At 37.6% G+C, this 25706-nt stretch carries 23 protein-coding genes; 20 read left to right on the forward strand and 3 right to left on the reverse strand.

The window, feature by feature from the left end:
* Nucleotides 1–819: 819 nt before the first annotated feature.
* Entirely contained in the window at nucleotides 820–1281 is a 462-nt protein-coding gene (locus AC1DOS_RS07465) for an N-acetyltransferase family protein (protein ID WP_477536973.1), read from the forward strand.
* 166 nt (nucleotides 1282–1447) lie between these two features.
* Here AC1DOS_RS07465 and AC1DOS_RS07470 read toward each other — a convergent pair whose 3' ends face one another.
* The gene (locus AC1DOS_RS07470) at nucleotides 1448–1951 is read right to left on the reverse strand and encodes a hypothetical protein (protein WP_477536989.1); all 504 of its coding nucleotides are present in this window, start codon (nucleotides 1949–1951) and stop codon (nucleotides 1448–1450) included.
* 131 nt (nucleotides 1952–2082) lie between these two features.
* Between AC1DOS_RS07470 and AC1DOS_RS07475 the strand changes: the two genes are divergently transcribed.
* Nucleotides 2083–2802 carry a VCBS repeat-containing protein gene (locus tag AC1DOS_RS07475; protein WP_477536974.1) on the forward strand — a complete coding sequence of 240 codons (720 nt, stop codon included), beginning with the start codon at nucleotides 2083–2085 and terminating at the stop codon, nucleotides 2800–2802.
* 780 nt (nucleotides 2803–3582) lie between these two features.
* Here the strand turns inward: AC1DOS_RS07475 and AC1DOS_RS07480 are convergent.
* Nucleotides 3583–4158 (reverse strand): VanZ family protein, encoded by a 576-nt coding sequence (locus AC1DOS_RS07480; RefSeq protein WP_477536975.1) that lies wholly within the window; start codon nucleotides 4156–4158, stop codon nucleotides 3583–3585.
* A gap of 950 nt (nucleotides 4159–5108) precedes the next feature.
* On the opposite strand from AC1DOS_RS07480, the gene AC1DOS_RS07485 reads away from it, so the two are divergent.
* From AC1DOS_RS07485 to AC1DOS_RS07510, 6 genes are all read left to right on the forward strand, one after another.
* The gene (locus tag AC1DOS_RS07485) at nucleotides 5109–7940 is read left to right on the forward strand and encodes an Ig-like domain-containing protein (RefSeq protein ID WP_477536976.1); all 2832 of its coding nucleotides are present in this window, start codon (nucleotides 5109–5111) and stop codon (nucleotides 7938–7940) included.
* 1768 nt (nucleotides 7941–9708) lie between these two features.
* Nucleotides 9709–10029 (forward strand): PadR family transcriptional regulator, encoded by a 321-nt coding sequence (locus AC1DOS_RS07490; RefSeq protein ID WP_108585449.1) that lies wholly within the window; start codon nucleotides 9709–9711, stop codon nucleotides 10027–10029.
* A 72-nt stretch (nucleotides 10030–10101) separates the two neighbouring features.
* Nucleotides 10102–10455, forward strand: coding sequence for a DUF1048 domain-containing protein (locus AC1DOS_RS07495; protein WP_477536977.1), 354 nt, complete (start codon nucleotides 10102–10104; stop codon nucleotides 10453–10455).
* A 126-nt stretch (nucleotides 10456–10581) separates the two neighbouring features.
* Nucleotides 10582–11343: an ABC transporter ATP-binding protein gene (locus AC1DOS_RS07500; RefSeq protein WP_477536978.1), complete on the forward strand. Its 762-nt coding sequence runs from the start codon at nucleotides 10582–10584 to the stop codon at nucleotides 11341–11343.
* Complete coding sequence (locus AC1DOS_RS07505; protein ID WP_108585446.1) at nucleotides 11344–12093, forward strand: ABC transporter permease; 750 nt, start codon at nucleotides 11344–11346, stop codon at nucleotides 12091–12093.
* Nucleotides 12094–12158: 65 nt separating this feature from the next.
* On the forward strand, nucleotides 12159–12332 hold the full coding sequence (locus tag AC1DOS_RS07510) for a carboxymuconolactone decarboxylase family protein (protein WP_477536979.1): 174 nt from the start codon (nucleotides 12159–12161) through the stop codon (nucleotides 12330–12332).
* 549 nt (nucleotides 12333–12881) lie between these two features.
* Here the strand turns inward: AC1DOS_RS07510 and AC1DOS_RS07515 are convergent.
* The gene (locus tag AC1DOS_RS07515; protein ID WP_477536980.1) at nucleotides 12882–13196 is read right to left on the reverse strand and encodes a hypothetical protein; all 315 of its coding nucleotides are present in this window, start codon (nucleotides 13194–13196) and stop codon (nucleotides 12882–12884) included.
* Between the two features lie 167 nt (nucleotides 13197–13363).
* Between AC1DOS_RS07515 and AC1DOS_RS07520 the strand changes: the two genes are divergently transcribed.
* The 12 genes from AC1DOS_RS07520 (at nucleotide 13364) to ccpA (ending at nucleotide 25348) form a co-directional block, all read left to right on the forward strand.
* On the forward strand, nucleotides 13364–14437 hold the full coding sequence (locus AC1DOS_RS07520) for a M42 family metallopeptidase (RefSeq protein ID WP_477536981.1): 1074 nt from the start codon (nucleotides 13364–13366) through the stop codon (nucleotides 14435–14437).
* Nucleotides 14438–14781: 344 nt separating this feature from the next.
* Nucleotides 14782–15300 carry a DUF84 family protein gene (locus AC1DOS_RS07525; protein ID WP_477536990.1) on the forward strand — a complete coding sequence of 173 codons (519 nt, stop codon included), beginning with the start codon at nucleotides 14782–14784 and terminating at the stop codon, nucleotides 15298–15300.
* 65 nt (nucleotides 15301–15365) lie between these two features.
* Complete coding sequence (locus AC1DOS_RS07530; protein WP_477536982.1) at nucleotides 15366–15884, forward strand: hypothetical protein; 519 nt, start codon at nucleotides 15366–15368, stop codon at nucleotides 15882–15884.
* 13 nt (nucleotides 15885–15897) lie between these two features.
* Nucleotides 15898–16212, forward strand: a complete 315-nt coding sequence (locus AC1DOS_RS07535) for a thioredoxin family protein (protein ID WP_477536983.1) — start codon at nucleotides 15898–15900, stop codon at nucleotides 16210–16212.
* Between the two features lie 119 nt (nucleotides 16213–16331).
* Nucleotides 16332–17144 carry a DUF1444 family protein gene (locus AC1DOS_RS07540; RefSeq protein ID WP_477536984.1) on the forward strand — a complete coding sequence of 271 codons (813 nt, stop codon included), beginning with the start codon at nucleotides 16332–16334 and terminating at the stop codon, nucleotides 17142–17144.
* Entirely contained in the window at nucleotides 17144–17749 is a 606-nt protein-coding gene (ytpR, locus tag AC1DOS_RS07545; RefSeq protein ID WP_477536985.1) for a YtpR family tRNA-binding protein, read from the forward strand. The genes AC1DOS_RS07540 and ytpR overlap by 1 nt, the downstream gene beginning before the upstream one ends.
* A gap of 127 nt (nucleotides 17750–17876) precedes the next feature.
* Nucleotides 17877–20222 carry a DNA translocase FtsK gene (locus tag AC1DOS_RS07550; protein ID WP_477536986.1) on the forward strand — a complete coding sequence of 782 codons (2346 nt, stop codon included), beginning with the start codon at nucleotides 17877–17879 and terminating at the stop codon, nucleotides 20220–20222.
* Between the two features lie 127 nt (nucleotides 20223–20349).
* The gene (gene murC, locus AC1DOS_RS07555; RefSeq protein WP_108585438.1) at nucleotides 20350–21645 is read left to right on the forward strand and encodes a UDP-N-acetylmuramate--L-alanine ligase; all 1296 of its coding nucleotides are present in this window, start codon (nucleotides 20350–20352) and stop codon (nucleotides 21643–21645) included.
* A gap of 163 nt (nucleotides 21646–21808) precedes the next feature.
* The gene (locus AC1DOS_RS07560; RefSeq protein ID WP_108585437.1) at nucleotides 21809–22270 is read left to right on the forward strand and encodes a DUF948 domain-containing protein; all 462 of its coding nucleotides are present in this window, start codon (nucleotides 21809–21811) and stop codon (nucleotides 22268–22270) included.
* Between the two features lie 37 nt (nucleotides 22271–22307).
* Nucleotides 22308–22874, forward strand: coding sequence for a YtxH domain-containing protein (locus tag AC1DOS_RS07565; protein WP_108585436.1), 567 nt, complete (start codon nucleotides 22308–22310; stop codon nucleotides 22872–22874).
* A 268-nt stretch (nucleotides 22875–23142) separates the two neighbouring features.
* On the forward strand, nucleotides 23143–24228 hold the full coding sequence (locus AC1DOS_RS07570) for a bifunctional 3-deoxy-7-phosphoheptulonate synthase/chorismate mutase (RefSeq protein WP_477536987.1): 1086 nt from the start codon (nucleotides 23143–23145) through the stop codon (nucleotides 24226–24228).
* 121 nt (nucleotides 24229–24349) lie between these two features.
* Entirely contained in the window at nucleotides 24350–25348 is a 999-nt protein-coding gene (gene ccpA, locus AC1DOS_RS07575) for a catabolite control protein A (protein WP_477536988.1), read from the forward strand.
* Nucleotides 25349–25706 lie beyond the last annotated feature (358 nt).

The raw sequence follows: 25706 nt of genomic DNA on the forward strand, positions 1-25706 counted from the left end.
GTGCAAGAGTAATGGAGGGCAGCGTCATTTGGAACGTTGCCTTTTAATGATTCAAAAAATTTCTGATAAAATTCATTTCTTAATCTTCCGCTAAGTTAGAGGCTTAAGTAACGGTCAACATAACCACTTTATTTCTATTTCCAAAGAAATTGTTAAGTTATATAGAGTAATTAATGATGATGAATACAATTCCACCTTCTTAAAGTAACAGGTGCGTTTAGTTTAAGGTTTGTGAGCTGAAAAGACATCTTTTCTTTTATTGAACTCCCATGAAAATTAAAATCAAAAAAGTCCAAATTAAGTAGACCCAGTAAAACACTTTTTTAAAAAAAGGCTAAGCCTTTGTAAGATCTATTATTAAACTGTTAGATAATCAAAAATCCTCCTTATAGTAAAAAGTATAGGATGATTAGCTAGTGCAACAACCTGAGTAGGATTAATCTCCCATGAGTGCTACCCATTAAGGGGGCGACATTCTGTGATACACCGTGGTTGTTGGAGTCGGACTTACGGGAGGGCTCTATGGCACCATAGTTCATCGACCTTCATCACCTAGCCGTAGTAATCTATACCCGTTCTGCACACATTTTCATCCTCTGTGGTGCAGTGCTGGTATTGCGATGCATGGGTGGCTAACGGGTGCTTTATTTCAAGAATGAGTAAAGCATTTTTTGTATTTCAACTAACGGGGCAGGTTAGTCGAGGAAGGAATGAATTAACAATTGATGGAATATGGTTGAAAGAAGAAAGATGTATAACTTCAAGGGGGACTATTTGGTTAATGACTGGCTATGGAAATTTCGTTTGGAGGAGGTAGGTATGAAAATTACTCGAACAATTGATTATGAGTTAATTGCACAATTAAATAAACCAATACTTGAGTTACATGCGTCTTTATATCCACAACATTTTACAGAATACAATTTTGAGGATACCCGAGATACGTTTAAGCAATGGGTGACAAATGATAATTTTATATTCTTGCTTTTAGAGGAAGACGATGAACCTACAGGCTATGCATGGGTAGAAATTAAAAATTACACTCAAACAGCGTTCAAGAAACCATACAAATCAGTGTTTGTGCATCAGATAAGTATAATAGAAAAACAAACAAATCGTGGATATGGCTCCCATTTAATGAACTATATCTATGGCATAGCAAAAAGTGAAGGTATAGACTTAATTGAATTGGATTATTGGGTTAATAATGAACGAGCAAAAAACTTTTACAAAAAACAAGGATTCATGGGTTATCGAGAATCTGTTTATAAAAAAATCTGAATATATCTTGTTCAACTAACGGGGCAGCATCCCTGTTAGAGGGATTTGTGCCATCTTGAAAGAAAAARAGCCCTCTAGTATGATGCTGAGTGTCAACGTCGAAATTGWCCCATCATCAATGAGTTATGGAACCGTATCATACATTTATGGTGCCTAACTTTTTTTTTCAACACATAACAATAATTTTATAGGGAGTGGTTTGGGCTGGTATGCTCATTGTGGTAGGACCATATACAACATGTAAATTTCGGTTTGCAGGATTTAAGGTGAAGGTTTGATCGTTCGGTAATAATATCGGGGTATAATTGGAAATATTTAATTGCAAGTGACCATCGCTACTCACCAGTTGACTGTCAAAATAGTCTACCTTTACATTTTGATAGGCATTATCCTTTTCGATAATGAGAGCTTGATATTGTGGTGGGTAAATAAGAATAACAGGTACATTGACATCATAAAAACCAGTTACACGGTCTCCGATTGAAACCATCACATGGCCAAGAAAATAGGTTGTTGGACTAATAACGAAATTTACTGTCGAACCATCTCCTCTTAATAAGGACATTAATTTAAAACACCCATTTAATTCCCTCCATTTTGGTGAATAATTAACGAAATTGAATTCTTTAGAAACTGGAGCTGAGGAGTTATGCAATGTCTTGAAAGAAATTTCTGTTAGCCTTACAAATTTTATGTTTCTAACGAATAGATATTACTTAATAAATAGTAACAAACAGTAGCTGGAATTCTTTTAGAACGTAGGAAAATGATGATTATAGGTATTATGTAAAGGAGCATGTTATGTATAATTATTACGCTAGGACGAATATAAATCCTCCGAATGTAGTTTCGTTTGCTCGTGGAGATGTAACTGGGGATAGAGTACCTGATAATGTCTATTTAACCGGCATAATGACTCCAGATAGTCCATTTATTCAAAATATCACCCTGCTCGTTCAAGATGGAAGATCTGGCGAGTTAACAAGTGTCCCACTTCGTGAAAATGCAGGCTACAATCCTACTGTATTCTTGGGGGATTTTACTGGGAATGGAGTAGATGATATTTTCATAAGTATTGCTACAGGTGGTAGTGGTGGAATTATGTACCATTATATTTATTCCTTTGTGGATAATACAGCACAATTATTATTTGATTTTAATGTATATAATGAGCAGTACCAATATGAGGTTACTTATCAAGATTATTACAAAGTGGAAGTTGTTAGCATGATAAATAATAAAAAGTACATTATAGACATCTCAACAAAAGGCACCGAGTATTTAAATGAAATATATGATGAAAATGGAAAACTGAAGAGTCCTATTACTGGATTTGTAAATCCTCTTAGTGGTTTATATCCTGTAGATTTTGATTTAAATAAAAGGTATGAGCTATTGGCCTATCAGAAAATTGCTGGGAGATATAATGCTGATTCTTTAGGGTTTGTTTTGAATACTTTAGCATGGTTGGATAATAGGTTTGTATTGCAAAATCAGAATGTTGCTATATTGGGATATTAGGATATCAAATTTATAAAAACCTCATTTAGATACACCACGGGGAACCTTACCATAAGTAAATAAGGTTTTTTAATTCGAATGGAAACAGCTTAACAAAATTTCGTGAAAGTCACTAAAAGGATTTTCGATGGAGTGCCACATGATTGAGTCAAAAAACCGATACGACTTGTAAGTTCCGTTGTCTTTCCAATTCCATTGTTTATATTTCACATTGTAGCTTTCTGGGTCTGCAAGTGTCACTAAATGTCCAAGTGACGATGTATTTACTCCCCTCTAAATAGCGTTTCCTTTTTTCGTGCATTTGTTTAACGAAAGAAAGAAATCAAAAGACGAGATAGTGGCGACAGTAGAAACTGAAGAAGATCAGGAGAGGAAGCGTACATTGCTCGAAAGTCTTGGTAAGTCCCCTAAAGAAATTGAAGAGTTGATGAAAACGGAGTAGCTTTTGCTGCTCTTTTTTTATTCGTATAAGATTCTATTTTCTTTGAGTATAGATTCATCGGAGTTTTGACGAGTGCCCATCTACACACCCTGAAAAAATCGGGTGTTTTTGGGCGACTTCCAGTCGTAAATAATGCGTTGCATTGGACTGAGGTGCTTCGATTCAAATAAGGACAGTGAAGTAGGTCGGTTTTATAGATGGGTTCGAAACACTAAAAAGACATCGGCCTATTTTTCGTCTTTTCTATATAAAAAATAGTAGTGCAAACCAATGCTATGGTCTGCACTACCATTTTTTTTAGGAGTACCTAAAAAGAACAAGTTCTTCTGAGTGTGAATTTAAATTTTAGTTTCTCTACTTATAAGTAATCCTGATTGTTTTAAAAAGTTAGAAAGTAGATTAAATATTAGCAAACCAATTACTGTTCCTAAAGTATTCATAATTAAATCATCAATATCGAAACTTCTATAATTATAACCAAGAAAAAGACTAGCTATAGCTTGTGTTGATTCAATAATTAAACTTACTGTGAAACCAATTACAATAACTTTACCCTTTTTTATTACTGGAAAAAGAATTGGTAGGGCAAAGCCTAGGGGCATGAACAATAAAATATTACCCCCAATTTGTTTTATAGCAATTGTAAGAGAACCATAATTCATTGCATCTACAAATGCTTTAAATGGAATGAAATTATTCTTCATCCCCAAATTATCCTCTATCATAATTTCAATTAACTCTTTTTGGTATGGGAATGGAAACAATGTATACACTACTAGACTAGCAGTATAGACAGAAAAAATTATCCAATATAGAAAATGAAGAACAGAAATATAACCCCTGATAAATCTATAACCAAAGAACAATATAAAGCAAGAAACGATAATTATACTAGGATATAAAGCATTGAACATATTATAAATCCAGCCCTTCTAAAACTTTTACGATTAGTAATCCAAACTACCTGAACCAGGTTGTTTTTCATAAACATGAATTGTGAAGTAATTATCTCCATCCCAACTAGTCATATTAACAGTACCAGTTACACTACCTTTAGTAGGTGTATGTTCCAATATATAATTGGTGTGTCATATCGAATGTAAAACTTTTTGTAGCAGCTTGTACAGCTATTGGCATCATCATAATAGCAGTTATAATATGCATGCCGAAAATCTTTGCAATTTTTTCCCTTGCAAAAATAATGACCTTTTCTCAATCAATTCCATTTTTGATGGTAATTTTAGTATAATGATATAATAATTAGAAAACAATACAATTACAAAAATTATCTTTTTTGTCATAATATTAAATATTTTCATAAAAATATATTGAATATTTATTCATAGGAAAGGAAAAGCGAAACCGCCAAAAACCCGTCAACTCAACGATGTATATTTCGTGAATACCGGATAGTTCGGTGAAAAGAGGAAGAAATGAGAAACTGCAAGGGTTGGTTCGGTGGGGCTAACTTCCGAGTCGTGGTGTTATGTCAACCTAGGATGTGTGCGTGATACAACCTGGTTCAGCCATAGCATAAATGTGAAACCGATGATCTCTTGTAGCTAAATCTATTTTCTTCTTTTACTAACTGAACACATTAGTTAAATAAAATAGGCTAATCTTAGATAGTGAATAATTAATCCCTTGTTGGTTTGTGGCAAGGGTTTTTTGTCGGACCAAATTATTTACTAAGTGATCTTTTTTGATATTATTAATGTCAAAGTGAAATAAAACTTTGTTACTCAAAGAACTAAAATGATGTTGTATAATTTTTCTGTGGTAAAAAAAGGAAAATAATCTTGTGAAATAGCAGGATAGTAGTGAAAATAAAGATAATAAATAAAAAAAATCAAGGAGAAAACCAATGAAAAAACACCTTCAACTTTTGCTAGCTTTTCTTTTACTATTTTCGTTTTTCCCAGCAAAAAATCAAGCTGAAACGACAACAGGCAGCACCATTTTCGGTGTAATCAACGAAGACCGAGTCTTAACGAAAGAGGGATCGCCTTATTATCAAACAGGTATTATAGATATCTATCCTGGAGTCACGCTGACGATTGAGCCTGGGGTGCAGTTGATAGGGCAAAATGGGTCATGGATATCGGTTAAAGGCAAATTGCACGCTGTCGGCACCGAACAAGAGCGGATCCTATTACAGGATGTCTATGTACAGGGCAGTGCTTTTAATAACAGCACGATTCAAATTGAATATGCGGATCATTTTCATCAATCAAAATACAATGGCGGCTTTCTGATTACCACAATTAAGAATAATGTTACCCTTCGTCATAACCAGTATCGAAATGGTTCCATCTCCCTTTCGTCATCGATTTGGGATTCAATCATTGAACATAACTTTTTTAGCCAAAAAGCAACTCTAAATGTTAACAATGGACCTGGGAAAATTATTATTCAAAATAACACTTTCATCAATCCACTAGACTATCGTACTCCAGATATAAAGCTGACCAGTAGAGAACCTGACGGTGGAAATGCTAACATTTTTATTAACGAAAACAATTTCTTCGGTTACCCTCGACTGAAGGTGGACATCTCTGGATATAAAGGGATCCTTTTTGATGGAAAAAATAATTATTGGGGCGTGACAGATAATAAACGGATTAATCAAGGGATTGCCGATGTAAATGATAATATTAACTATCGTGACAAGTTAGACATTATTACGGTTTCTTATAAACCGTTTGATAACAGCTACCCTTTAGGAAATTTGGAAGCACCGTTTGTAGCAAATGTTAGTGATCGTGATCAATCGGTGAGCGGCATGACCGATGCGGACAGCCTTGTAGAAATTTACCATGCTGATGTGAAGATCGGCGAGGGGTATTCACTTATAGATGGAAGCTTCCAAATTCCAATCGAACTCCAAAGGGGAGGAACAGAATTAACGATTAAGGCAAGAGATAGTTACAACAGAACCAGCTCAAGCTTCACAGTGACTGTTTTAGATGAAACACCACCAGAAGCCACTGTCGTAAATGAAGTGACTGATAACACAGTAGAAATTACAGGTACAGCGGAGCCATTATCCACCGTTAAGGCAATGGTCGCAGATGTATCTATTGGTACGGATGTTTCAGATGAAAATGGTAATTTTTCGATTGCGATTGGAAAATTAAAGGCAAATACACAAGTATCTGTGACTGCAACAGATGCGTCAGACAATATTAGCGAGGCAACGTATGTAACAGTGGTGGATCGAACGCCTCCATCAGTACCTCAGCTTTTAACCAATGAAATAACGGACCAAACGACCAATATTAGTGGTGTTACGGATAAAGGGTCGATTATTAAACTTGTCGTAAAAGAAACGGTCATTGGATCTTACTATACGGTAGATGGTACGTTTTCAATTAATTTTCAGCCACAAGCAGCCGGAACGGTGATTGAAGTTTTTGCTGAAGACCTGGTCAACAATAGAAGTGAATCAGTTCAATTAACAGTGAAGGATGCTACAGCGCCATGGTTGCTGCTTTCGGATGTTTATCATGTATCAGATGCATCGAAGGAAGTCATCGGCAACACGGAAGCCGGAGCAAAGATTACCATTACGAAGGGTGAGGACTTTGTCGCTGAAGGCTACGCGAAAGAGGATGGAAGTTTTACAATACCGATCGCACTGCAAAAAGCAGGTACAGTCTTAAATGTGATTGCAAGCGATGCTGAAAATAATGTGAGTCCAATCGTTACTACAACGGTAATCGATAAAACTCCACCGTCAGAACCATCAGTTAATCCGGTTACCAATAAAGCAGCCGAAATCACGGGGAAAACGGAAGCTGGAGCAACCGTTAACTCTGTTATAGGTAGTAAAAATTACAGCACCACTGCTGATGTAAATGGCATTTTTAAAATAATAATCCCTGTTCAAAATAGTGGAACAGCGATTTTCGTTACTTCAACCGATCTCGCACAGAACCAAAGTCTGTCCAAAAAGGTGGCCGTTACAAGAATTGCTCCAAATATTCCGGTGGTTAATACGGTAACAAACAAATCGACCACAGTAACAGGGGTAAGCGAAAAAGCAGCCACGGTTATCGTGAAAGCTGGGACTTCATCATATAGCAGCATTGCTGACTCTTATGGAAAGTTCACGGTCAAGATACCTACTCAAAACAGCGGCGTGGAATTGAGCATCACGGCGAAGGATGCAGCAGGAAACATCAGCTTATCGAAGAAAATGCTTGTTACTAGGGTTGCTCCGAATGTCCCGGTTGTTAACGTAGTCAACAATAAATTGGCCGCGGTTACCGGAATAACCGAAAAGTATGCTGTTGTAACCGTTCTGATTGGCACAAAGTCTTACAGCGCTAAAGCAGATAGTGTTGGCAATTTCAAAGTGGCCATCCCGATTCAAAACAGCGGGAATTCAATCAAGGTAACTTCAACCGCAGCTGGAAAGGTTAGTAATACACGATCCTTAACGGTTACTCGAGTCGCACCGAATATACCGGTTGTGAATCCTGTAAGATATTACTCAACCTCCGTTACCGGAAAAACTGAAAAGTATGCAGTTGTCGCAGTAAAAATCGGTACGAAAGTTTATACGTCGAAAGCAAATATCTATGGGAACTTTAAAGTAACCATACCAAAGCAAAAAGCTGGAACCTATTTATATGTATCGGCAAAGGATGCAAAAGGTTTAATTAGTGCAACAAGAACAGTAAAGGTTTATTAAAATGGGAAAGGAGCAGAAACTCCTTTCCTTTTTTGCGTAGATTAAAACCATTGGCGTTTTCGCGCCTTTGGTTTTTTCAGTTTGGGAAGTAGTCAATAAATAAAGTTGAAAATGAAAGGACAAATAAAAACACTTACATAAAGTCTTTAAGACATTCAGTCGCGCACCTAAACTTAGTATCGTATAGGTTACTGGACTTTGATTATTGAACGAGTTGTTGAACGTTAATGAAAGAGTCAAACCTAAAAAAACACTATAAATATGGGATGTCCATTAACTCCTAAGTTTTGTTACATTGACAGTAGGTTCAGTTGGTCGAATCGATGATTTGCAGAGTGAACATCCAGGTTCTTGTTCGACTAACGGGGCAGGTTAGTTGAAGAAGGAATTATCGGCTATATTGAAGAATACTATTTTGAAAGAAGCCAGGAGGCCACAAGATGACAAAAGAAGGAAAAAGTAAAATTAGGGAATGGGCAAAAGCACTGTTCTATGGTTTTAAATGATGCTATTTAATATTATGGGCCTCGTATTAACAATAATTATTATTGGGTTAGGGCTTTATTTTTTACTTTTCAAGAAAATTAAAAATAGAAATGGTTCTATACTTGGATATTCCTATTTGTTTGCCGGAGCTATTGGTTTATTTATACTGATGTCACTTAGGTGAGTCTATAACACTTTACGAAACTGGATTAAGTCTGGTTCCACTGTGTCCAGAACTTTTATCATTTTTTGTCCTTCTTGACAAGGAGGACTTTTTTCATTTCCTCTTCTGATTCGGACGAAGGCGATCACTTCCTAATCCGTGAGTTTTGTCAATATATGATGTATAAGTGATCGGGGGTCAGCCGAGATACGTGTAAAAACGGGTCATAGGCTTACTTTTATTTCCATATCTACGATATACAAAAAAATTAAAGAAACACGAATTTTATAGGCTAAGATATTTTTGGAAGTAAAAACCTTGATTTTCTGCTTAGTGTAAAAAAATCAAGGTTTTTTATTTGTAGAGTGACAATAAAGTTATTTAATTTTTGATGTAGATTACTTCACCGCACTTAAAAATATAACAATAAAGTCGTTTAAATCTAAGAGTTATTTCATAATCGCACCCGATAGTGGAAAAGTGAAGAACGCGAAGGAGTTAAAATCCTCAGTTATTTTACTAAAGCTCCCGTGAACCCAAAAAGAAAAACGTCCCCACATCTTGCAGGAACGCATAATAAACATTTACTTTTCTGCTGAGATTATTAAGAACATAAGTCTAAGAAGTTCTTCTTTCATTTCGGGAATACTCTTTAACATTTCTTCGGAAGGAATTGGTCACTGGAAGTAGGAGAAAACCTCATCGTTTTCACACCAGAGAACCGGGAACCTACATGTACAGCTGTTGGATGGGAATGATCCGCGGTGTAATCATTTTGAAAGAAGCATAGGAGGAAGTAAAAGCTCCATAAAGAAAATCGGCTGTATCCAATAGAGATAGCTGGTTTTAAAAATATTTAGAAAATCCAGTTGACAGTCCAACTACTACGTGTTACGATATACCTGTAGTAAGTCACACTGGATACCTACACCACTGAATAGTGAGGTTGCAAAAATATTTTTAAGAAAAATAGTTGACACCTCCGCTACTCGGTGTTACATTGTACATGTAATAAGCAATACTGAATAGCATGATTTCCCAAAAGCTATTCAGTAAAAATTTCCCTTAGTACTAAGTTATGCTGAATATAAGTCAGACAAAGTAGAGGAGGCTCTGAACATGGAAAATTTAACTGAAATGCTGAAGGGTTCGCTGGAAGGCTGCGTGCTGGAAATCATCAGCCGCCGTGAAACCTATGGCTATGAGATTACCCGCCGCCTGAACGAGCTTGGGTTTACTGAAGTCGTGGAAGGGACGGTCTACACCATCCTCGTGCGATTAGAAAAGAAAAAACTGGTGAACATAGAAAAGAAACCGTCAGATATGGGGCCACCCCGCAAGTTTTACTCACTTAATGAGGCTGGCCGCCAGGAACTTGAATTGTTTTGGAAAAAATGGGATTTTGTATCATCAAAAATCAACGTCTTAAAGTCAATCTAGCTTCATAAGATGTTCCGTACGATATTTTTGGAGTGTCTTGTTCAGCTTTATTAAAAAAGGAGGAAAAATAACATGATGGAAATGTTCAAAAAAATGATTGGTGATAAAAAAGAATACAAGATGATGATGGCACGGGTTGAAGTCCTGCCAGATGACTACCAGTTTGTATTTAAGAAAATTCAAAACTACATGTGGAATTTCTCAGCGGGCAACGGGATGGATATGCTACACATTCAGTATGAATTAATCGAGTTGTTCGAAGCCGGTGCGGCTGAAGGCAGACAAGTGCTGGAAATCACTGGGGCCGACGTGGCGTCATTTGCCGACGAACTAGTGGCAAACGCTAAAACCTATGTCGCCAAGTATCATGAAGATTTGAATCAGAGTATCATGAAGCGATTGGGAAAAAATAAATTCAATATATAATACCGACTGAATAGCTGGTTACAAATGTGAATTGCCACCTTCGCTATTCAGTTATATTTTTAACCTGGTAATAAGTTATACAGATTATCAGTCAGACTAAGTAGAAGAGTATAGGAGGAAAAAAGTATGAGTAATGCAGCGATTTCTGTAAAAGGGTTAAAAAAATCCTTTAAAGACAAGGAAGTCTTAAAGGGGGTGGATTTTGAGGTGCGGCGTGGCGAAATTTTCGCACTGCTGGGCTCAAATGGAGCGGGCAAGACGACGACGGTCAACATCCTCTCGACGCTGATGAAGGCAGATGGCGGCGAAGTAGGTATTTGCGGCTTTGACGTCCAGCGTCAACCGGATCATGTTCGCCAGAGCATCAGCCTGACAGGGCAGTTCGCAGCTTTAGACGGCATGCTCACCGGGCGGGAAAACCTGATGATGATCGCCAAGTTGCGGGGAGTTTCCAATCCCGCTCAAGTCGCCGACAATTTGCTTGCAAGATTCAGCCTGACCGATGCGGCCAACCGCCGGGCAGACAAATATTCCGGCGGGATGAAGCGCCGGCTTGACATCGCCATGAGCCTGATCGGGACGCCAGCAGTCATTTTTCTCGACGAACCGACGACAGGTCTTGACCCTGAAGCGCGGATTGAAGTCTGGGAAACCGTCAAGGAGCTTGCCGGCGGCGGCACGACCATCTTGCTGACGACCCAGTACCTGGAGGAAGCCGAACAACTGGCGGACCGTATCGCCATCCTGCATAGCGGAAAAATCATCACGACCGGTACCCTTACCGAACTAAAGGAGATGTTCCCGCCAGCGAAAGTGGAGTACATCGAGAAGCAGCCGACATTGGAAGAAATTTTCCTCGCGATCATCGGCAAAAAGGAGGCGATGTAAATGAAAAGCAAAACAGGGGTATTACTAGGGCGTTTAATGCGCAACATCATGCGCAGCCCGGATACGATTATCACGGTGGCGATTACGCCGATTATGATGCTGCTGCTGTTTGTCTACGTATTTGGCGGCGCCATAGAGACAGGCACGGACAACTACGTCAATTATTTATTGCCGGGAATCTTGCTGATGGCTATCGCATCCGGCGTCGCTTACACATCCGTGCGGCTGTTTACGGATGTAAAGAGCGGGCTGATGGCGCGTTTCATTACCATGCCCATCAAGCGCTCGTCGGTATTGTGGGCTCACGTGTTGACCTCGCTTGTTTCCAATGCGCTTACTATCGTGGTGGTTATCCTCGTCGCGCTCTTGATGGGCTTCCGTTCCAGCGCTGGTATCCTGGATTGGCTCGCGGTAGCTGGGATACTCGGGCTGTTTACGCTGGCGCTTACATGGCTGGCGGTCATTCCCGGATTGACAGCGGGGTCTATGGAAGGGGCGACAGCCTACTCGTACCCGCTGATTTTCCTGCCGTTTATCAGTTCGGCCTTTGTCCCCACCGAAACCATGCCTAAAATTGTTCGTGCGTTCGCTGAGAACCAGCCCGTGACTTCAATCGTGAATGCGATTCGTGCCCTCTTGTATGAAGGGTCTGTTGGCAACGGTATCTGGATCGCGCTTGCCTGGTGCGTCGGCATCATGGTCGTCGCTTACTTCTTCGCCAATAAACAATTTAAACGCCAGTTAGGGTAAGTACACCATTATGGGATTAGCCATATCAATAGTCAGCCACTGAAGATGAATGCATTTGCTATCACATGGAAGGCTGCTTAAATGCCGGGGCAACCATCGATGAAATCATGGAACCCCTCAAAATTGGTGTGATTGGTGGCAGCTCGATCACTTATCCCAACGCGAGGATTGCCATGCATACTTTAGAAGAATTTACAGAGGGTAGTGCTCTTTCGCAGGAGGAGAAATCAAAAGAATAAAGCCCATAGATATAATTGACAGTTTAAGATGACGTTGTTTTTGTGGAAATGCGTTATCCAAAGCGAAAAGGTTTTACTGAAATAAAAGAATATTTAAGAAACGAAGGTAAGTTCATTTGTGAAGAATCCTACTAAATCCTATTTGACTAACGGGGGCTTTAGTTCAATAAGAACACAATAAAAAGAGCCTTAAAGTGGTCCTTTTATATAGCCACAATATTTAACAAAGCTTTTAGATGATGAGTATCAAAGAAAATAAGCTTCGCACTAAATCATGAAAAATAAAGTAACCTGCCAAAATTGCATCTTTGGCAGGTTACTTTATAGATTCAAGGTGTCGATTCTGTTGTTTCCAAATGGTAACAAAAAAAGGTACTCAGATTTCCAGGTAGCTAAGGACGGAAACCAGACTTAGGAAAGCTCCTTCGTTCTCCGGTCAATGGTACAGGAGGGTGTAGTCTAATGCAGAAGGGGAATTTCTGCCCCATAATTGCCCAAACTTGATATAACAAAAAAAGCGATCTCTTTTTCACCAGGGATCGCTTTCATTTATAATTTAATTAAATCTACAACTGTACCGGTTCGCGCATCGGCAAAAAATTCAAATTGTTCGATTTCACCTTCACGAACGCGTGATATACCACCACGGTAAACATCTGTGGAAACGGCTTGACGATTAAAAGGTTCTGTCTTCATGTAAATCCAAGATCCATCAATCGGACCTTCCGCTTTAAACGATTGTTTTATACCATGTAAAACAAGTTCTGCTGGTTTTGTTAGTTCGATTCTATGAGCAACTTCCCGGATTAAAAAACCTGCTGCCACACCCGTAGAAAACCCAATCAGTAAATCTCTCTTCTTCATTAACATACCTCCTAATGCATCGGTTTTTTTCAGTTTATCATAAGTTGCATTACAAACAGAGTCTACTTTTCAGAATTAATTAATTCGAATTGCGAAATAACAGGTGGAAATGTTCAGAAAAATCAACTACAATATGAAAGAATGCAAGTACTTAGGGGGATATAACTTTGAACTCAGAAACACTACAATTATTTAAAACGCTAACTGAACTTCCTGGAGCTCCTGGTAATGAACATGCTATGAGAAAGTTTATGAGAAGTGAACTAGAAAAATACTCTGATGAAATCGTTCAAGACCACTTAGGTGGAATTTTTGGATTAAAAAAAGGGGACGATCATGGTCCTCGCATCATGGTTGCGGGTCATATGGATGAAGTAGGTTTTATGGTGACACAAATCACGGAAAATGGAATGATACGATTCCAACCTTTAGGTGGTTGGTGGAGCCAAGTGTTACTTGCACAACGTGTGGAAATTATTACTGACAATGGTCCTGTAATTGGGGTTATTGGTTCAATTCCACCTCATTTATTAAGTGATGAAGTGCGCAACAAACCAATGGATATTAAAAATATGTTAATTGATATAGGTGCAGATGATTTAGACGATGCTTTGAAAATCGGCATTCAACCAGGACAACAAATTGTTCCGATTTGTCCATTTACCCCAATGGCAAATAATAAAAAAATATTAGCTAAAGCTTGGGATAATCGCTATGGATGTGGACTTGCAATCGAGTTACTGAAAGAGCTTAAGGACGAGATATTACCGAATACGTTATATTCAGGTGCCAATGTAATGGAAGAAGTAGGATTAAGAGGAGCTCAAACAGCTGCAACTTTAATAAAACCAGATTTGTTTTTTGCTTTAGATGCTAGCCCTGCAAATGATATGTCAGGATCTAAAACAGAATTTGGTCAACTTGGAAAAGGAACATTATTACGCATTTATGATCGATCAATGATTACTCATCGTGGGATGCGTGAATTTGTTTTAGATACTGCTGAAACTCATAATATTCCATATCAATATTTCATTTCACAAGGTGGAACTGACGCTGGCCGTGTTCATATGACAAATGAAGGTGTGCCAAGTGCAGTTGTAGGAATTTGTTCAAGATACATTCACACAGCGGGCTCTATCATCCATACAGATGATTATGCAGCTGCAAAAGAATTAATTGTAAAACTTGTAAGATCAGCGGATAAAACAACACTTGATACCATTCGTCAAAACGTTTAAAAAAGTGCCTGAAAAGGCGCTTTTTTTGTGAAATAAGATAGTAAGTATAGTTAAGCTACTCCTACGAACTTAGGGATTGGTTTCCGCCCACTCACTGCGGATTTTCGCCCACTCAACGTGATTTTTCAACCACTCAATGGAGGTTTCCGACCATTCAACTTAGGTTTTCGACCACTCACGTAACGTTTTCGACTATTCGCTTGGAGGAGGACACCATTCCTCTGGAGAAAGACAGAAGTTTCCGGATTTGAGAGGCAAGGTCCACATTTCATGGTGTCGAACTTTAAGGCACTCTCCGCTTTTTTAATGCCAAAGCATAGGGGGTTCTCAATATTAAAATAGCCATTGGAACAAAAAATCAAGCTAAAAATAAAGCAGTGCAAAGTATATGTTTACAACTTATTCACGATCCCGACTTCATCTCCTTTGATGTTCCTTCAAATGTATCTGAACAACCTTTTGGGGACGAAGAAACTTTACAAGGTGCAAAAAATAGAGCTAGGCAAGCATACAACGAGGCGCAAGTTACTATGGCTTTCGGACTTGAGGGTGGAGTCAAAGACTTAGATGGTCAACTTTTCATCTGTAACTGGGGAGTTCTTCAAACAGAGAAAGGAAAACAATATATAGCTGGTGGTGCACAACTTCCTTTACCACAAGAAGTGGCACTTGCTATTCGAAATGGAGAAGAACTTGGTCCCGTAATGGAACGCTATACGGAGCAAGTCGGCATACGACATAATGAAGGTGCAGTCGGAGTTTTTACGAGCAATATCGTGAAGCGAGCAGATATGTTTGAACACATTGTTAAACTCTTATTAGGTCAATACTTCAAAGACTATCCTAGCCATAAAATGACTTAAGTTGCAACGATATGGGAAGCATATTAAAATAGAATACAGTGTGTTAATTGAATGGAGGAAAAATCATGCGAAGAAACTGGTTGCGAATTGTAATCGCACCCTTTCTAATAGTGGCATTGGCTGCTTGTTCACCTTCTGCTGAGGATCAAACAGGAGAAGGAATTAAAGCCGCAAAAGAAATTTTCCAAGATGAACCAACTAAACCTAATGAGCAAGTAGAAAGTGTGAAATTATTTGTTCCAGTCGGTTTTTCTATACAAGAGAATTCCGATGACACGAACATCGTGTTAACAAAGAATAGCAATCCTTACGTTTTATTTATTAATCCAAACGAAAAACAAAATAGTCGTTTGTTTTATGATTTAGTTCAAGCTGAGAAAAAAAATAACACTTATGCGTTAGAAACTTATGAGCAAAATAATCGCTTTGGTTTCATTGCTGTTTTACCATCAGGTGAGGAGCAATTCGAAATCATTACAAGTATCGGCGGTGTAAAGTTAACGACAATCTCTGATGAAGATAATATTCTTTCGAATATAGAGAAAATGATGAAGATTGTTCGATCAGTAAAAATAGAAAGTTAAAGGGGGATTTTGATTGAGAGACGTACAATCTGTTGAAGAATTTCAAGCATTAAAAGCAACAGAAGACGTAGTGTTTTTATTTACTGCCGGCTGGTGTCCGGATTGTCATTTTATCGATCCATTTATGCCTGAAATAGAAGAGGAATACAAATCGTTCACGTTCATTTCTGTTAATCGTGATCAATTTATTGATATCTGTGCTGAACATGATATTTACGGAATTCCAAGTTTTCTAGTCTTTAAAAATGGCATTGAAGCTGGACGATTCGTCAGTAAAGACCGCAAAACAAAAGAAGAAGTAGAAACTTTCTTAACTCAACTTTTATAAAAATATGTCCAAGAAATCCGTCAGCTACTTCGAACGGGCTTCTACACTTTTAAAAATAAAAATAGAGCGGTTCCGCCTAAAAGGTGAGAACCGTTTCATTTTGAAAAGGACGTGACATGTTGAAACCACAACAATTGGTTGAACGATTAAAACAAGAATTACCGAATCCATCTTTTACTTGGCAACATGATCAAAAGACTGATCGTGTAAGATTGCATCATACGAAACTTAATAAAGGGATGGAGATTTCACTTCCTGAAATATTAGCAAAATATGAAGTAAGTAAAGATAAAGCGATTCACGCGGTTGTTTATACCATCAGCCAAACGTTTGAAGCAATGGAACAAGAGTCCTTAGGTCTAGCAAAATCAACTTCACATATTTTTCCTGTTATCCGTTCTACGTCTTTCCCTGTAAAATCAAATGAAGGACATGATTTTGTTGTAACAGACCATACAGCTGAAACGCGTATATTCTATGCTTTGGATTTGGGGAATACCTATCGATTATTGGATGTAGACATGTTAGTTCAATTGAATATAACTGACTTAGAAGTTAAAGAAGCAGCTAGATTCCAAGTGAGAAAACTTTCAACTGAGTTAAAAGAAGATCATGTAGCCGGAAATATTTTCTATTTCCTTAATGCAAACGATGGTTATGATGCAAGTCGTATCTTAAATGAACAATTTTTGAAAGAGATTCGAGTTAAAGTAGAAGGGGATATGACATTATCTGTTCCCCATCAAGATGTGTTAATTATCGGAGATATTCGAAATGAAGCAGGCTATGATGTTCTTGCCCAATTAACGATGCACTTCTTTACAGTAGGTAAAGTGCCTATTACATCTTTATCGTTTATCTATGAAGATGGAGAACTTGAACCAATATTTATTATGGCCAAAAATCGTGTACAAAAGGAGAACAAAGAATAATGAACATATTTTACAACACAAAAGGTGTAGGGGATGTACTTTTAGTTCAACTTACAACAACTAATTTTGAAGAATTACAAACTGAATCAAAAGGTGACATCACACTTATTAAAGATGCAAAAACGGCTAAAGTTGGCGCGTTTAATGTCTTCAATGCCAGTAAATATCTAGAATTAACAGAGTCAGGATCTGTTGAAGTGACAAAAGAAATCGTAGAAACTTTACAACAATTGCTTACTAAAAATGATTTGGAATTAGAATTAGAGGTAGACTTTACACCTAAATTTGTTATTGGTTACGTTGCATCTAAAGAAAAACATCCAAATGCGGATAAATTGAATGTTTGCCAAGTCGAAGTTGGGGAAGAAACTCTTCAAATTGTTTGTGGAGCACCTAATGTAGAAGTTGGTCAAAAAGTAGTTGTAGCTAAGATCGGAGGGGTTATGCCATCTGGATTAGTTATTCGACCAGCTGAACTCCGTGGAGTTGCATCAAGTGGAATGATTTGTTCGGCAAAAGAGTTAGCTATACCAAATGCACCAGAGGAAAAAGGGATTTTAGTAGTAGAAGATCATAATGAAATAGGATCAGCTTTTCAAGTATGATCTAGGTAAAACTCTGTGTATTCATTAAATTGAACACGCAGGGTTTTTTTGTCGTATCAATATTACTATCAAATCTAGTAGCAAACCTGTTAAAATAGAGACATTGACACGAAAAGAGGGTTTGCAATTGAATTGGTTTACCAAAGCATTTAAAAAAGTATTTTCTGATGAAGAGCAGGATCTTGAAGAGTATATTGATGAAAATGAAGCACCTACATATAGAGAGTCTAAAACACCTTTTCGATTCCCACTAATAAGTGATGATGAAAAAGGTCGTTTTGGTGAGGAAGAGTACGTAGATAATTCACAAGAAGAAGAACATAGACCATTGTATATGCATAAACAATGGCAGCAACAGCGACAAAATACAGTAGTTCATCAAGCAACTAAACCGAGTCTTGAGTATGTAAGCCAGCCAATTAAACGAGATATTAGCCAGGAAGTAAAGCCGAGGATAACAAAAGTACCAGTTCAGACGAAGACTTTCAAACCAACTGAAGTTCCGTCTCCGATTCACGGTTTTAATCGACCAAAAATAACACCCATTGGTGAATTATTGACCAAAAAGAATGCTGAGGAAGTGATGGCTGAAACTGCGGTTACAATCTTACAGCCAAAAGAACATTTACCGATTAAAACCACTGAGCCAGCTAATGTTACTCCAAGCAAATCTGTCATTATCGCTCCGAGTGAACCAGTAATAATAGAACAACATACCATAGTAGAAACAAAACCGGTTCAAGAGACACCTGTTAAGGTCGAAGTGCCAGTCGGAACGATTCAAACTGTCGAAGAAGTTGTACCTGTTTCTTCGGTTGAGGTTGAAAAACCAACAACTGAAAAGGTCAAGAAATCACTTCCGTTTAATGTCATGATGTTAAATTCAGATAAAGAAAAATATGAAAAAAAGAAAGTTCCAACAAATTCAGCCCCTTCTATTAAGCAAGTACTTCCGGATAAACCGGTCATTAAATCTACAGTTGTTCCAGCTGTCAAGAAGTCGATAATTGAGCAGACTGTAACCATTGAATCTGTTACGGAAGAGGAAGAACTTGTAGCTGGGTATACCTTTCCAAAGGAACATTTTTTAGTACCGCCTGAGACCAAGACTCAAGATTTCGATTGGATGCAAATGCAGGCAGATCGCTTAATAGAAGCCCTATCTTATTTCCAAGTAACTGCGGAAATTATCCAAATGGTTCAAGGACCTGCTGTTACTCAATTTGAAATAACTGTTGGACAAGGTACGAAAGTGAGCAAAATTCGTAATTTAGCAGACGATTTAAAATTGGCCCTTGCAGCGAAAGATATACGTATTCAAGCGCCGATTCCTGGAAAGAGTTCGATTGGTATTGAGATACCAAATCAAACGTCAAGACCTGTCCGATTGTCTGAGGTTGTTGGAAGCTCTAATTTTATAGATTCGGATTCGCCTCTTGAAGCGGCACTTGGTTTAGACTTAACTGGAAAACCGGTAACCATTGATTTACGAAAAATGCCACATGGTTTAATCGCAGGTGCTACAGGGTCAGGTAAATCAGTATGTATTAATTCGATACTCATCAGCTTATTATATAAAGCAACTCCAAAAGAATTAAATTTATTACTGATTGATCCTAAAATGGTCGAATTAGCTCCATTTAATCATATTCCTCACCTCGTTAGTCCAGTAATAACGGACGTTAAAGCGGCTACTGCTGCATTGAAATGGGCAGTTGAGGAGATGGAACGTAGGTACCAGCTTTTCGCACATACAGGTGTTCGTGATATTACTCGATACAATGCGATGGCAGAAGAAAAGAGACAGTTTGCGCAAAAACTGCCTTATTTATTAATTGTTATAGATGAATTAGCTGACTTAATGATGATGGCACCAACAGAAGTAGAGGAATCTATTTGTAGAATTGCTCAAAAAGCTCGTGCATGCGGAATTCATTTAGTTGTCGCTACACAACGTCCATCAGTTGATGTCATAACCGGCCTTATTAAGGCTAATATTCCGACACGTATTGCTTTCTCTGTATCATCTCAGATTGATTCTCGTACCATTCTTGATGTTCAAGGGGCAGAACGATTACTTGGACGTGGGGATATGTTGTATTTAGGTAATGGGATGTCTGCACCGATTCGGTTACAAGGAACTTATGTAACAGACGAAGAGATGGACGAAATTATTGAACATGCACGTAGCCAAGGAGAGCCATCTTATTTATTTGAGCAAGAGGAACTAGTTCGTCGATTAGAAGTGGCTGAGGATCAAGACGAGTTATTTGAAGAAGCTTGTCGCTTTATTTTAGACCAAGGCTCTGCTTCGACTTCGTTATTACAACGCAAATTCCATATTGGTTACAACCGTGCAGCTAGGTTGGTAGACTTAATGGAGAAACATGGCTATGTTTCGGAGTCAAGAGGAAGCAAAGCACGAGAAGTTTTTATTACAGAAAATGACTTGGAACTCCTATTTAAAGATTAAAGGATTTGACTAACTTAATAATTGTGGGAACAATTGTTCAATTCGAGACAAGATTAAATGATGATATAATAGGGTAAGAGAATAGTGGAAATAAAGTATGGGCACCTTTCCCAGGAGGTTTAATCAAATGACAGTGTTTCATTTTACAGGAATAAAAGGGTCTGGCATGAGTTCACTTGCACAGATTTTGCACGATGCAGGAAATCAAGTTCAAGGTTCTGATATAGATAAGCATTTCTTTACAGAAGAGCCATTACGAAAACGTGATATCAAAATTTTGCCATTTAATGCAGATAACATTCAAGAAGGCATGACAGTTATAGCAGGTAATGCGTTTAAAGACGATCATGAAGAGTTGATTCGTGCTAATGAAATAGGAGTCGAAGTAATTCGTTATCATATCTTTTTAGGCAATTTGATGAATCAGTATACCTCTATCGGGATTACAGGTTCACACGGTAAAACATCAACCACTGGTTTAATGTCACATGTATTAAGCGGATATGCACCAACTTCTTATTTAATTGGAGATGGTACTGGTCATGGTGAATCACAAGCTGAATTTTTTGCATTCGAGGCTTGTGAATATCGTCGTCACTTTTTAGCGTACCACCCTGATTATATGATAATGACCAATATCGATTTTGATCATCCAGATTATTTCTCAGGTATTGAAGATGTGGTAAGTGCATTCCAATCTATGGCTTTACAAGTGAACAAAGCGATTATTGCATGTGGCGATGATGAGCATCTTCAAAAAATTCAAGCAAATGTACCGGTAGTGTTTTACGGATTTGGTTCAAACAATGATTTTGAAGCTCGAAATGTGACAAAAACTACGTCAGGTTCAACGTTTGATGTATTTGTTCGCAACGAGTTTTATCTTAAATTTGAAATTCCATTTTTCGGAGATCATGCTGTTTTAAATGCACTTGCGGTTATTTCGTTATGTAATTACGAAGGTATCCCAGTTGAGGTGATTCAGCAGCAATTACTTTCATTCGGTGGTGTTAAACGTCGTTTTACTGAGAGTAGAAAAGGCAATAGAATATTAATAGATGACTATGCTCATCACCCAACGGAAATTAAAGCAACAATCCAATCAACTCGTCAGAAATATCCGGATCGTGAGATAATTGCGATTTTCCAACCGCACACATTTTCCCGCACTCGAACTTTTTTAAGTGAATTTGCTGAGAGTTTAGAGGGAGCCGATTCCGTCTATTTATGTGATATTTTTGGTTCAGCCCGAGAAAATGTTGGAGAATTAACGATTCAGGATTTGTGTGATTTAATTAATGATTGTGTCATTCTTAAGACTGAAGAAATTGACGTATTACTTAAACATGAAAATGCTGTTTATTTATTCATGGGTGCTGGAGATGTACAAAAATTCCAAGCAGCTTTCGAAGCTAAAATTTAAAAAACTAAAGAAAGAAACTCTAGTTAAATATAAACTAGAGTTTTTTTAAAATTTTAGCAGGAGATAACTTGTTTTTGTAGAATAAAATTAACTTGAGACGTTTATTTATCTTTGTCTGAGGGAACATAGGTATTATGAACACTTTAAAGGAGGAGATTGTATAATGGAAATAATATTATACATAGCAGCTTTAGTTGCAGCTATAGGATTTCTCGTTCTTTGCGTAAGTCTTGCAATGACCTTGACTTCCCTAAAGAAAACGCTAAATGAAGTATCTGGAACAATGTCCGGATTAGAAGGTCAATTACAAGGTGTAACACGAGAAACAACGGAATTATTGCATAAAACAAACAGTTTGGTTTCAGATATTCAACATAAATCTGAAAAACTAAACAGCGTGGTAGATGCTGTGAAAAATGTAGGAGAGTCAGTAAATGGCTTAAATACGTCAGTTCGTCGTATTACTTCTTCAATTTCAACAGAAGTTGAAAGAAATGAAGATAAAATTGCACAAGTTGTGCAATGGAGTAATATAGCATTTGGCATTCGTGACAAATGGAAAGAACGTAAAGCAATTGAAGAAGCACGTGAAGGTTATACAATTTATCAAAGTGAACAAAAGTAACCCATAAAGAGATCTTAAAAAATAAGGAGGAAATAACATGACACAATGCAAACCTAATTATAACGAAGCGAAGTATAACCGTGAATTCTATACGAATAAATCTAACCAAACGGAATCTTACCTTCCAGAACAAGTGAACTTTTCTAATGGTCAACAACAGTATGATCCTATTTACAACTCAAACGATGATGTTAATTCAAAAGACTTTCTAATAGGAGCTTTAGTAGGAGGAATCATCGGAGCTGCAACTGCATTATTCCTTGCCCCAAAATCAGGAGCAGAACTTCGTGGTGATGTTACTACGCAAGCAACTCATTTAAAAGAAAAAACTGTAGACTTTTCATCTACAGCTAAAGAAAAAACATCTCAACTTTCTTCTCAATTGAAAGAAAAATCTGGTCCTTTAGTTGATAAAGTTAAATCTATTAAATCAAAAACGTCTACACCAATGGATGACGGTACGGCATCTTCTGAAGGTGAAGAACCAATTGATTTCATGGAGACGGTAACTAACACGATTGATGAAGTAGTCAATGAAGACAAAAGTACAACATCTACTGCAAAAGCTTTAAAAGAGGCTGTTGCAGATAAAAAAACAGTATAAAAATGTAGAAAACGCCAACATTTAAATTATGTGGGCGTTTTTTTATTTGAAACATTAGAACAGTATCTGGTCAGGATACAATGGGGATTTAAGTGCATAATAGAGGAACAATAAGCTATTAAAATACTTTAGCGCGTTGAAGCGTTAAAGATAATACGTGACTTTCTGAATTTCAAGTACTATAATAAGTCTTATATCAAAAAACACATCATACAGTTTACGTTAACTCTTTGTAAATATGATATGAATATGAGGGGAGATCGAAGGTATGAGCCATCCAGAATTAGATAGCTTACGTAAAAATGTAGACGAATTAAACTTAGAAATTCTTCGTTTAATCAATGAACGTGCATCTGTTGTAAAAGAAATTGGGAAAGTAAAAGAAAAACAAGGTGTCAACCGATATGATCCTCTTCGCGAACGTCATATGTTGAACTTAATTAAAGAAAATAATGCTGGTCCACTACCACAATCAACAGCAGACCACATTTTTAAAGAAATCTTTAAAACGGCTTTAGAATTACAAGAAAATGATCATCGCAAAGCATTACTTGTTTCTCGTAAAAAGAAAGCTGAAGATACAGTAGTTGTCATTAATGGGGAACGCATCGGTGAAGGTAAACCTTCATTCGTATTCGGACCATGTGCAGTAGAGTCATTTGATCAAGTTGCAGCAGTAGCGGAAGCAATCCAACAAAAAGGATTGAGAATGATTCGAGGAGGAGCATACAAACCTCGTACATCACCTTATGATTTCCAAGGTCTTGGTCTTGAAGGATTGAAAATTCTTAAGCGTGTTTCTCAGCAATACAATCTTGCTGTTGTCTCTGAAATTGTGACACCTCACCATCTTGAAGATGCTTTAGACTATATTGATGTTGTTCAAATTGGTGCTCGTAACATGCAAAATTTCGAGTTGTTGAAAGCAGCGGGACAAATTAACAAGCCTGTCCTATTAAAACGAGGAATGTCTGCAACTATTGAAGAATTTATTCATGCTGCAGAGTACATTATTTCTCAAGGGAATGATCAAATCATTTTATGTGAACGCGGAATTCGAACTTATGAAAAAGCGACACGTAACACACTTGATATTTCAGCGGTGCCAATTCTAAAACAAGAAACACATTTACCAGTGTTTGTTGATGTTACGCACTCAACTGGACGTCGTGATCTATTACTTCCTGCAGCTAAAGCAGCAATTGCAATTGGTGCAGATGGTGTAATGGCTGAAGTACATCCTGATCCAGCAGTTGCTTTATCGGATGCTGCACAACAAATGAATTTACAACAATTTGATGAGTTTTATGATTCACTTCAGAAGTTCATGAAAGCATATGAAATTCACGCATAATTTTCATGCCGGTTCAAATACTGAACCGGTATTTTTCTTTGGTTTGAGGTAACATTGGAAAACGACTGAAAACTGTTATATGATGATAGAAGATAAGGATTGATCAGGGAGTGAAATACATATGACAATAACAATTTATGACGTAGCACGTGAAGCAAATGTCTCGATGGCTACAGTATCTCGTGTCGTCAACGGCAATCCAAATGTAAAGCCAGCGACTCGCAAAAAAGTTCTGGATGTAATCGAACGATTAGAATATCGTCCAAACGCAGTTGCTAGAGGTTTAGCGAGTAAAAAAACAACGACTGTGGGAGTTATTATTCCTGATATCTCTAATATTTTTTATGCTGAATTAGTTCGTGGAATAGAAGATATCGCAACAATGTATCGATATAATATTATTTTATCCAATTCCGATCAACGTGAAGATAAGGAATTACAGCTTCTTGAAACTATGCTTGGAAAACAAGTAGACGGAATTGTGTTCATGAGTGAACATGTATCTATTGAATTATTAACGATGATGGAGCGTTCTCCTGTCCCAATAGTTTTAGCAGGTACAGTTGATGCATCTGGGAAAATTCCTTCAGTTAACATTGATTATCATCAAGCAGCATATGAAGCTGTAAATCGATTGCTTACAAATAATCACAAGCGAGTTGCTTACGTTTCAGGCTCATTATCGTCAACAATCAACCGAGCATATAAATTTACGGGCTATGAAAAAGCTTTAGAAGATGCAGGTCTTAAACTTGATGAAGAATTAGTCGTGGAAAGTGAAGCTACTTATGATGACGGATATTCAACGTTTAATAAACTAAAAAGTATTCAAGATTCACCAACTGCTTACTTTGCGGGTAATGATGAGTTAGCAATTGGATTAATTCACGGTGCTCAAGATGCAGGATTACATGTTCCAAATGATGTTGAAGTAATCAGTTTTGAAAACTCAAAGTTAGCACGTATGGTACGTCCAGAATTAACAAGTATCGTATTGCCTTTATATGATATTGGAGCAGTTTCGATGCGCTTGTTAACTAAATACATGAACAAAGAACAGATTGAAGAAAAAACGGTTATTTTACCTCATCGTATTGAAGAAAGAGATTCGGTGAAATAATTGAAAGGAGGAAACTACAGTTTTTGTAGTTTCCTCCTTTTTTAATGTGACGCTCTTACATTGTTGTTTACCGTAGCTTTGCGCTAACGGCACGTTCCGCATGAGCCAACAAGTATGAAAACCACATACTTGTGGGTCTCATTCTTCACGCTCATGCGGCATGCTAGGCGCAAATGTACTCTTTGGTTTGTTCTTCAATATCAACTGTTCGTCCGCTGAGAGGGAGCCGATTCCCTCTTTTTATAACAGTTCTATTAAACTATTCTTTTTTTATCGTACCTTTACGCTAACCGCACGTTCCGCATGAGCCAACAAGTATAAAAAATACATAACTTGTGGGACTCATTCTTGGGCCCAC

This window comes from Paenisporosarcina sp. P5_A11, from assembly GCF_056400705.1.

Bases quoted from the DNA above. Each gene is read 5' to 3' on its own strand.
- AC1DOS_RS07465 (WP_477536973.1), top strand. From the start codon at position 820: ATGAAAATTACTCGAACAATTGATTATGAGTTAATTGCACAATTAAAT.
- AC1DOS_RS07475 (WP_477536974.1), top strand. From the start codon at position 2,083: ATGTATAATTATTACGCTAGGACGAATATAAATCCTCCGAATGTAGTT.
- AC1DOS_RS07480 (WP_477536975.1), bottom strand. From the start codon at position 4,158: ATGTTCAATGCTTTATATCCTAGTATAATTATCGTTTCTTGCTTTATA.
- AC1DOS_RS07485 (WP_477536976.1), top strand. From the start codon at position 5,109: ATGAAAAAACACCTTCAACTTTTGCTAGCTTTTCTTTTACTATTTTCG.
- AC1DOS_RS07490 (WP_108585449.1), top strand. From the start codon at position 9,709: ATGGAAAATTTAACTGAAATGCTGAAGGGTTCGCTGGAAGGCTGCGTG.
- AC1DOS_RS07495 (WP_477536977.1), top strand. From the start codon at position 10,102: ATGATGGAAATGTTCAAAAAAATGATTGGTGATAAAAAAGAATACAAG.
- AC1DOS_RS07500 (WP_477536978.1), top strand. From the start codon at position 10,582: ATGAGTAATGCAGCGATTTCTGTAAAAGGGTTAAAAAAATCCTTTAAA.
- AC1DOS_RS07505 (WP_108585446.1), top strand. From the start codon at position 11,344: ATGAAAAGCAAAACAGGGGTATTACTAGGGCGTTTAATGCGCAACATC.
- AC1DOS_RS07510 (WP_477536979.1), top strand. From the start codon at position 12,159: ATGGAAGGCTGCTTAAATGCCGGGGCAACCATCGATGAAATCATGGAA.
- AC1DOS_RS07515 (WP_477536980.1), bottom strand. From the start codon at position 13,196: ATGAAGAAGAGAGATTTACTGATTGGGTTTTCTACGGGTGTGGCAGCA.
- AC1DOS_RS07530 (WP_477536982.1), top strand. From the start codon at position 15,366: ATGCGAAGAAACTGGTTGCGAATTGTAATCGCACCCTTTCTAATAGTG.
- ytpR (WP_477536985.1), top strand. From the start codon at position 17,144: ATGAACATATTTTACAACACAAAAGGTGTAGGGGATGTACTTTTAGTT.
- murC (WP_108585438.1), top strand. From the start codon at position 20,350: ATGACAGTGTTTCATTTTACAGGAATAAAAGGGTCTGGCATGAGTTCA.
- AC1DOS_RS07560 (WP_108585437.1), top strand. From the start codon at position 21,809: ATGGAAATAATATTATACATAGCAGCTTTAGTTGCAGCTATAGGATTT.
- AC1DOS_RS07565 (WP_108585436.1), top strand. From the start codon at position 22,308: ATGACACAATGCAAACCTAATTATAACGAAGCGAAGTATAACCGTGAA.
- AC1DOS_RS07570 (WP_477536987.1), top strand. From the start codon at position 23,143: ATGAGCCATCCAGAATTAGATAGCTTACGTAAAAATGTAGACGAATTA.
- ccpA (WP_477536988.1), top strand. From the start codon at position 24,350: ATGACAATAACAATTTATGACGTAGCACGTGAAGCAAATGTCTCGATG.